Annotated in this window: 7 protein-coding genes; 2 read left to right on the forward strand and 5 right to left on the reverse strand. The window is 69.7% G+C overall.

What is annotated here, in order from left to right; all coding sequences use genetic code 11:
* Positions 1 to 6 precede the first annotated feature (6 nt).
* Positions 7 to 966, forward strand: coding sequence for a polysaccharide pyruvyl transferase family protein (locus HNQ01_RS21635; protein WP_173807592.1), 960 nt, complete (start codon positions 7 to 9; stop codon positions 964 to 966).
* Between the two features lie 40 nt (positions 967 to 1,006).
* Here HNQ01_RS21635 and HNQ01_RS21640 read toward each other — a convergent pair whose 3' ends face one another.
* From HNQ01_RS21640 to HNQ01_RS21660, 5 genes are read right to left on the reverse strand one after another with little or no spacing between them, the layout of a single operon-like run.
* The gene (locus tag HNQ01_RS21640; RefSeq protein WP_173807593.1) at positions 1,007 to 1,945 is read right to left on the reverse strand and encodes a glycosyltransferase family 2 protein; all 939 of its coding nucleotides are present in this window, start codon (positions 1,943 to 1,945) and stop codon (positions 1,007 to 1,009) included.
* A complete protein-coding gene (locus tag HNQ01_RS21645) occupies positions 1,942 to 2,778 on the reverse strand; it encodes a WecB/TagA/CpsF family glycosyltransferase (RefSeq protein WP_217427651.1) in 837 nt (278 codons plus the stop codon). The genes HNQ01_RS21640 and HNQ01_RS21645 overlap by 4 nt, the downstream gene beginning before the upstream one ends.
* Positions 2,779 to 2,788: 10 nt before the next feature.
* A complete protein-coding gene (locus HNQ01_RS21650) occupies positions 2,789 to 3,349 on the reverse strand; it encodes an acyltransferase (RefSeq protein ID WP_173807594.1) in 561 nt (186 codons plus the stop codon).
* Positions 3,350 to 3,351: 2 nt separating this feature from the next.
* Entirely contained in the window at positions 3,352 to 4,326 is a 975-nt protein-coding gene (locus HNQ01_RS21655; RefSeq protein WP_173807595.1) for a glycosyltransferase, read from the reverse strand.
* Positions 4,323 to 5,462 carry a hypothetical protein gene (locus HNQ01_RS21660; protein ID WP_173807596.1) on the reverse strand — a complete coding sequence of 380 codons (1,140 nt, stop codon included), beginning with the start codon at positions 5,460 to 5,462 and terminating at the stop codon, positions 4,323 to 4,325. The genes HNQ01_RS21655 and HNQ01_RS21660 overlap by 4 nt, the downstream gene beginning before the upstream one ends.
* 383 nt (positions 5,463 to 5,845) lie before the next feature.
* On the opposite strand from HNQ01_RS21660, the gene HNQ01_RS21665 reads away from it, so the two are divergent.
* On the forward strand, positions 5,846 to 7,535 hold a 1,690-nt coding region (locus HNQ01_RS21665), incomplete at its 3' end, for a nidogen-like domain-containing protein (protein WP_286181087.1).

Here is a 7,535-nt window from a genome sequence, read left to right on the forward strand (position 1 = left end):
GAAGTGATGGACCGCCTGGCCGCACGGCACGGGCAGATCGCCGAGCTGATCGGCGGCCGCCCGGTCCAGTACGTCGACGTGCCGATGTACGCCAACGTCGGCGACCTGCTGATCATGCTCGGCACCGAACGCTTCTTCGAGCGCCACCGCATCGAGGTGCGGCGCCGCTCGGCCTACTTCAACTTCGACCTGTCGCGGGTGCGCCCCGACGAGGTCGTCGTCTTCCAGGGCGGAGGCAACTTCGGCGATCTGTACGAGCATCCGCAGTCGGTGCGCGACACCAGCATCGAGCGCCTGGCCGGCCACCGGGTCATCGTGATGCCGCAGTCGCTGCACTTCCGCGATCCGGAGGCGATCGCGCGCATGGCACCGCGCTACCGGCGCCACCCCGACTTCCACCTGTGCGTGCGCGACCGCGAGTCGATGGTGCTGGCGCGCGAGTTCACCCCGAACGTGCACCTGCTGCCGGACATGGCGCACCAGCTCTGGCCGCTGCAGCGCAGCGCGCACGCGGCGCCGCCGTCCGACCGGACCGGCCGGGTGCTGCACTTCATCCGCACCGACGGCGAGTCCGGCGAGCCGCCGAGCCTGCCCGGCACGGAGCATGCGGCCGTCACCCGCAGCGACTGGCCCGACTTCGTCGGCCGGCGCGACGCGGTCTACCTGAACCTGTGCCGCGCGCTGCGGGTGCTGCGTGCGCTGCGCCTGGACGGGCAGGTCTCGCAGCCGGCGCTGCGGGCCTGGCGCGGCCATGTCGAAGCGCTCGCCGCGCAGGCCATCGCGCTGTTCGGCAGCCACGAGCGCGTCGTCACCGACCGCCTGCACGGCCACATCCTGTCATGCCTGCTGGCGGTGCCGAACCAGGTGATCGACAACGCCTACGGCAAGAACTCGCGCTATGTCGGCGAGTGGACCGGCGCCAGCGACATCGTCGAGCTGATCGCGCCGGTGGCCGCGGCAGCCTGAGCGCCGGGCGGGCCCGTCCCGCTCGCTGCGCTCATTGCGCTCAGGCGGCCCAGCGGTCGACCAGATTGCGGGCGCTGACGCGCAGGCCCCGGCGCAGCAGCTGCAGCGCCACGCCGCGCCGCAGCGACGCGTCGGCCGGCGCCGACTGCTGCAGGCAGCGCCGGGTCAGCCCCAGCGTGCCGCGCAGGCTCGACCAGGCGCTGGCACGGTGCGCGAACAGCACCGGCGCGAGCTCCGCATGCCCGACCGGCCGCGGCAGCGCCAGCGCGCCGAGGTTGTCCAGCGCCACCCGCAGGTGCACCTCCTGCTGCGCCTGGCGCCGCGCCTGGCTGATCTGCCCGGCGTGGACGCGGTAGCGCAGCAGCGGCTCGGGCAGGTTTCGCAGCCGGCCGAAGCGTGCCAGATCCGACCAGAGGCGATAGTCCTCGGCGTACTGGTGGCCGGCGTCGTAGCGCAGGCCGTGCGCCTGCAGCACGTCGGAGCGCATCATCACGCTCGGATGCGCGAAGCTCGACCAGGTCGCCAGCATCGCCCGGCAGCCGCGGTCGTCGGTCGGGAAGCGCAGCACGCCGCGCCGGTCGCCGAACATCTCGATCGCGCTGCCGCACAGCACCAGCGCGGGATCGTCGCGGAAGGCCGCCACCTGGCGCGCGATGCGCTCGGGCCGGCACAGGTCGTCGGCGTCCATGCGCGCCACCAGCGCGCCGCGGCAGGCCGCCAGCCCGGCATTGAGCGCGGCGACGATGCCGCCGTTGGGCCGGGTCAGCACCCGCAGCCGCGCGTCCTGCGCCGCCAGCCGGGCCAGCAGCGCCGGCGTGCCGTCGGTCGAGCCGTCGTCGACGACGACCAGCTCGAGATCGCGCCAGGTCTGGCCCAGGACCGAGGCGATCGCCGCCTCCAGATGCGCCTCGCCGTTCCAGACCGGCATCAGCACCGAGACGGCCGGCGCGCCCGCCGTCTGCGCCCTCGTCGCGCTCATCGCCGGTGCCGCTCGACCAGCTCGCGCGCCACCAGCAGCGGGAACTGCACGATGCCGGCGAGATAGCGCCGCCCGAGCCGGCGCGGCTCCGACAGCGAGCGGTACAGCCACTCCAGCCGCAGCTGGCGCACCAGCGGCGGCGCGCGGCGCTTGCTGCCGGCGAGAAAGTCGATCGTCGCGCCGACGCACAGCGCGACCTTCGCGCCGAGCTGGTGCTGGTAGCGCTGCGCGAAGATCTCCTGCTTGGGCGCGCCCAGGCCGAGCACCAGCAGGTCCGGCGCCGTCTCGGTGACGCGGCGGCAGATGCGCTCGCACAGCGCCTCGTCGCGCTCGAAGCGCCACGGCGGCGACAGCGTGCCCACCACGTCGGCGCAGGGCCAGCGCTCCTCGATGCGCAGCGCGGCCTCCTCCGCCACCCCCTCGGCCGCACCGAGCAGGAAGACACGCAGCCGGCGCCCGCGCGCCTGGTGATCGTCGAGCAGCCAGGGCACGAAGTCGCTGCCCGGAATCGTCTCGGGCACCTGCACGCCCAGCAGCGGGCTGACCGACCGGATCGGCCAGCCGTCGACGATGACCAGGTCGGCCTCGTCGTAGGCGGTGCGGAACCCGCTGTCGCCGCGCAGCTTCAGCACATGGTCGACATTGGGCGTCACCACGTAGCGGCATCGCCCCGGCCAGGGCGCGGCCAGCCAGTCTCCGACCCGACCGACCGCCTCGTCGCGGGTCACGGCATCGATCTGGATGCCGAACAGCCGGTTGGTGGTCGGCGGCCGCGTGGTGGCCATGCCGGTCAGATCCTCCTCCTCCTCGCGGACGGCGGTTCTCGCAGACATTCTGATCCTCCTAGAAGGCCAGCCAGTAGCCGTACCAGGCCTGGCGGGCGCGCTGAACCGTCTGGTCGCGCAGATGACGGGCGGGCATGCCACCCCAGACCGTCGACGCCGGCACCTCGCGGGTGACGACGGAAAACGGGAACACGACCGCGTTGGCGCCGATGCGACAGCCCGGCATGACACGCACCGACATGAACAGCCAGGCGTCGTCATCGATCTGCACCGACTCACCGCGGGTCGGAAAGTCGGGGTGGCCGAGATCGTGGCCAAGCGTGAGCACGCAGCACTCGCGCGACAGGTTCACGTTGCGGCCGATGCGGATGCCACGCCGGTTGTCGAGCAGGCAGCCCGGCCCGACGATGCTGCCCTCGCCGATCTCGAGCAGGCCGATCGGCGAGGTCAAGCGCACCCGGCGATGGACCTGAGCACCGGCTGCGACGCGAAAGCCGAACAGCCTCAGCCACAGCCGGCGCAGCAGGCAGCCCGGCAGCCAGGCCAGGCCGGCATTGATCAGTCCGGTCAGCAGGAAATAGCCCTGCAGCAGCACGAAGCGTTTCGGGGATATCGCCATGCTCAGGTCCCGAGCGGCGACAACCGCGCATAGATCGACCCGAGCCGCTGCGCGATCTGGTCACCGCCGAGACCCCGCTGACGGATCCGACGGCGCCGTTCGCCCGGCGAGCCCCGTGCTGCCTCGATGCAGTCGTGCAGCTGCGCGGCAATGCGCCCGACCGGCTCGTCGAGCCTGAACACACCCGTGCCCGGCGTGCGTCCGAGCAGCTGGCGCACATCACCCACGTCGGAAGCCAGCACAGCCAGATCGCAGGCCAGCGCCTCCTTGACCACCTGCGGCGATCCCTCGCTCAGCGAAGTCAGCACCAGCGCCGAGGCCCGCCGCATCGCGTCGCGGACCTGCTCGCGTTCCATGTTGTGCAGCACCACCACCTCGACGGGGCCGAAGCGCTCGCGCCAGGCCGTAACGATCGCCTCGAACAGCGGATGGTTCTTGACCGCGCGTGCCGGATCGCCAGGAAAGATCAGGCGCACCGGCGAGGTCTCGCCGCCGCAGCACGCAGGCTCCGGCGAGAAGAAGCGGTCATCGACCCCGCAGGGAAGCACCTCGACCTCTCGGGCATGAGGCCGTGCGGCCTGCGCGATCTCGTCGCTGACCCCCACCACCACCGCCGCACAGCCCAGCACACGGCGGGTGATGGCGACCTGCACTGGCAGACCCTGCTGCGCCAGGATGTCGCCTCCGTGCAGCGTCACCACCACGCGCTGGCGCACCGGCGGCGGCAGCAGCGGCAGGAAAGCCGCCGTCAGGCCGTAGTGAAGATGGATCACGTCATGGCCGCCACGCACGCAGGCCGTCCAGGCCCGCGCGAAACCTTTCACATACCACTGAGGTCCGCGAAAGCCCTCGATGACCTCGACATCCACCTCCGCATGGCGCGACAGGTCGCGCACCTGCTCGGCGACGAAGGTTCCAGCATAGGGATAGGCCGGGTTCCGCCCCGGATACATGTTGGTGATGACCAGGATTCTCAAGCGCGCCTCCGGTAGGCCATCAGAAGGAAGGAGGAATTGATGACCAGCGACGACATCAGATAGAAGGAATAGATGTTGTTCTCGAACATCAGGCGGAAGATCAGGATCGGCACCAGCGCGATCAGTTCACGGTGGCTCCGGACAAAGAGCAGCAGGCGCCGCAGCATGTAGAAGACCACCACCAGACCGATGACGCCGAAGTCCACCAGCGTCAGGATGAAGTCGTTGTGCGGCATGTAGCCGTTCCAGACCACCTCGTAGCCGCTGAAGCCGCGGCCGAAGAGGATGCTGGCCAGCGACGAGGACATCACGTCGGTCAGGAAGACCACATAGGCATAGATGCGCCAGGTCAGCGAGCTCTCGTATTCCGGCCCGAAGTCGTAGAGCGAGTAGCCGATGCGCGCCGCGTCGAACAGCGTGCCCATGCCGAAGTCGGTCACGAACGCGAACGGCGAGAAGATCTTCGTGTGCAGCTCGGGGTTGAACATCGCCAGCCCGGCCTCGCCGACGAGGCCGACCAGCGCTGCCATCAGCACGGTCCTCAGGATCTGCCCGGAGCTGATGCGGGCAAAGTTCAGCAGCAGCAACAGCGACAGCATGCCCGAGCCGGTCGAGGTCGAGGCCCAGGCCAGCCCAATGAAGGCCAGCCGGTAGTCCCAGCGGATGCCCTGTCGGGCCTCGACGACGAACAGCAGCGGCACGCTCGACAGGATGTAGCTGCCGAAGAGATTGGCATGCTCGAATGGCAGGAAGGTGCGCTCCGCATAGACGCCGGTCGCGACCGCCCGGACGATGCACAGCACACCGAACAGCAGGTTGGCCCACAGCAGCAGCGTGGCCGAGCCGAGCAGGCTCTGCGGACTGCGCCGGGTCAGGCACACCGGGATCGCGACCGCCAGCAGCAGCAGTCCGACATAGCGGAAGGCCATCGCGACATGCCCGCTCTGCAGCCAGGCCAGCACGATCAGCAGCACGAAGCCGACCATCGCCCGCATCGCCGCTGCGCTGCGCACCTCGACGACCTGGGTACGCAGAAGCACCAGGGCACTCACGAGCAGGCACAGCAGAAAGGAGGCCCCTCGCTGCACCGTCATGAAATCCAGTGCCAGCTTCATCAGCAGCAGCACGTTCAACATCACATCCCCGCGTCCGACAGTTTTTTCCGCAATCCCGCCCTGGGATCCGGTGCAGCGGCAGTAGAACCGATCGGATCGGCACCAGAAAATGGTGCCGGAGGCTCTTTCCGCTGGAACCAGGTTATTTTTCTCGCAATTTCATATGCTTCACATTGGGCTGGGCGAATGGAACATGAAATCCTCGCGACCACTACCCTTCATCAAGGGGGAATCCCATCATCCAGGGGGTATTCACGCCCGGAAGGCCGAAGGATGGATGGAAAGCGAGAACGATGACCGATCTCGCCCATACCCCCTTGAACAGGGGATCAATGCCTGCCGATGCAACGGATGCACGACAAGAAAATGAAAGACCCACCATCACGACATCTGGATACCCACCCATGACCTCCCTGATCACCGGCCTTGGCGGCTTCACGGGCTTCGGCGCGGACGCACTCGAGCGCAGCGACGACGGCGGCTCCAGCGTCATCGACCTGACGGCGATCTTCGGCCCGCAGGGGCTGAGCTTCTACGGCAGCCGCCAGACCGCCCTGGTCATCAGCACCAACGGTCACGTCACCTTCGGCATCGCGGCCAGCCCGTTCTTCAGCCACGAGGTCATGACGCTGGCAGGCACGCCGCCGACGATCGCGCCCTACTTCGCCGACGCCGACACCCAGGGCGGCAGTGCCACCGCCTCGGCCGGCGGCACCTCCACCGGATCCAACCAGGTCTGGTACCACGCCGACGCCAGCAACGGCGGCTCGCTGGTCATCACCTGGGACGACGTCGGCCCGTTCGGCGGCGCGGCCGGCCAGAACGCCTTCCAGATGGTGATCAGCGGCACCGGCGACGGCAACTTCACGCTCGAGCTGCGCTACGAGAACATCGAGTGGACCACCTGGGATCTGGCGGGTGGCGTCGGCTTCAGCGCCGGCGACGGCCGCCACTACCAGCTGCTGCCGGCCTCCGGCGATGCCGCGGCGCTGACGGCCCTCGACAGCACCGTCGGCAACACCGGCGAGATCGGGGTCTACCGCTACCAGTTCATCGGCGGCCAGCCCGATGCGGTGACCGGTGCGGTCACGCTGAACGGCACCGACGGCGAAGACATCCTCGCCGGCACCGAGCAGGCCGACCGGCTCGACGGCGGTCTCGGCAACGACAGTCTGGTCGGCGACCGCGGCGACGACACGCTCGTCGGGGGGGGCGGCCGCGACACGCTGAGCGGCGACCTGGGCGACGACACCTACCGCGTCGACAGCCTCGACGACGACGTGCTCGAGGACATCGACGAAGGCATCGACACGGTCGAGGCGCTGGGCCTGTCGATGACGCTGGGCTACCAGGTGGAGAACCTGCGCCTGCTTGGCGATGCGGCGCTGCGGCTCGACGGCACCGGCAACGCGCTGGACAACCGGCTCGTCGGTCATGCCGGCGACAACCTGCTCGATGGCGGCGGCGGCGACGACACGATGATCGGCGGCGCCGGCAACGACACCTACCGCGTCGACAGCAGCGGCGACCGAATCATCGAGAACGCCGACGAGGGCGTCGACACCATCGAGACCGCGCTGTCCTTCACGGTCGCCGAGAACGTCGAGAACCTGACCCTCCTCGGCGGCGCCGACATCGATGCCACCGGCAGCGCGCAGGCCAACCGGCTGACCGGCAATGCCGGCAACAACCGCCTGGACGGTGCGGCCGGCCGCGACACGCTGGCCGGTGGCGCAGGCAACGACACCTACCTGGTCGACGCCGGCGACGTGGTGATCGAGCTGGCCGGCGAAGGCACGGACCAGGTGCAGGCGGCGCTGAGCTGGACGCTGGGCGATCAGATCGAGAACCTGCAGCTCCTGGGCGCGGCCGCGCTGTCGGGCACCGGCAACACGCTGGCCAACATCCTCACCGGCAACTCGGCCGCCAACCGCCTCGAAGGCCTCGCCGGCGACGACACCCTCGACGGCGGCGCCGGCTCCGACACCCTGGTCGGCGGCGCCGGCAACGACACCTACCTCGTCGACTCCGCGGGCGACCGCACCATCGAGCGCTCGGCCTCCGACGGCATCGACTCGGTGCTCAGCTCCGTCT

It is taken from the genome of Sphaerotilus uruguayifluvii, assembly GCF_013294065.1.
Lineage (GTDB): Bacteria > Pseudomonadota > Gammaproteobacteria > Burkholderiales > Burkholderiaceae_C > Sphaerotilus > Sphaerotilus uruguayifluvii.

Excerpts from the sequence above, each read along its gene's own strand:
- HNQ01_RS21645 (WP_217427651.1), bottom strand. The coding sequence starts at position 2,778 with ATGTCTGCGAGAACCGCCGTCCGCGAGGAGGAGGAGGATCTGACCGGC.
- HNQ01_RS21650 (WP_173807594.1), bottom strand. The coding sequence starts at position 3,349 with ATGGCGATATCCCCGAAACGCTTCGTGCTGCTGCAGGGCTATTTCCTG.
- HNQ01_RS21635 (WP_173807592.1), top strand. The coding sequence starts at position 7 with ATGGACCGCCTGGCCGCACGGCACGGGCAGATCGCCGAGCTGATCGGC.
- HNQ01_RS21660 (WP_173807596.1), bottom strand. The coding sequence starts at position 5,462 with ATGTTGAACGTGCTGCTGCTGATGAAGCTGGCACTGGATTTCATGACG.
- HNQ01_RS21640 (WP_173807593.1), bottom strand. The coding sequence starts at position 1,945 with ATGAGCGCGACGAGGGCGCAGACGGCGGGCGCGCCGGCCGTCTCGGTG.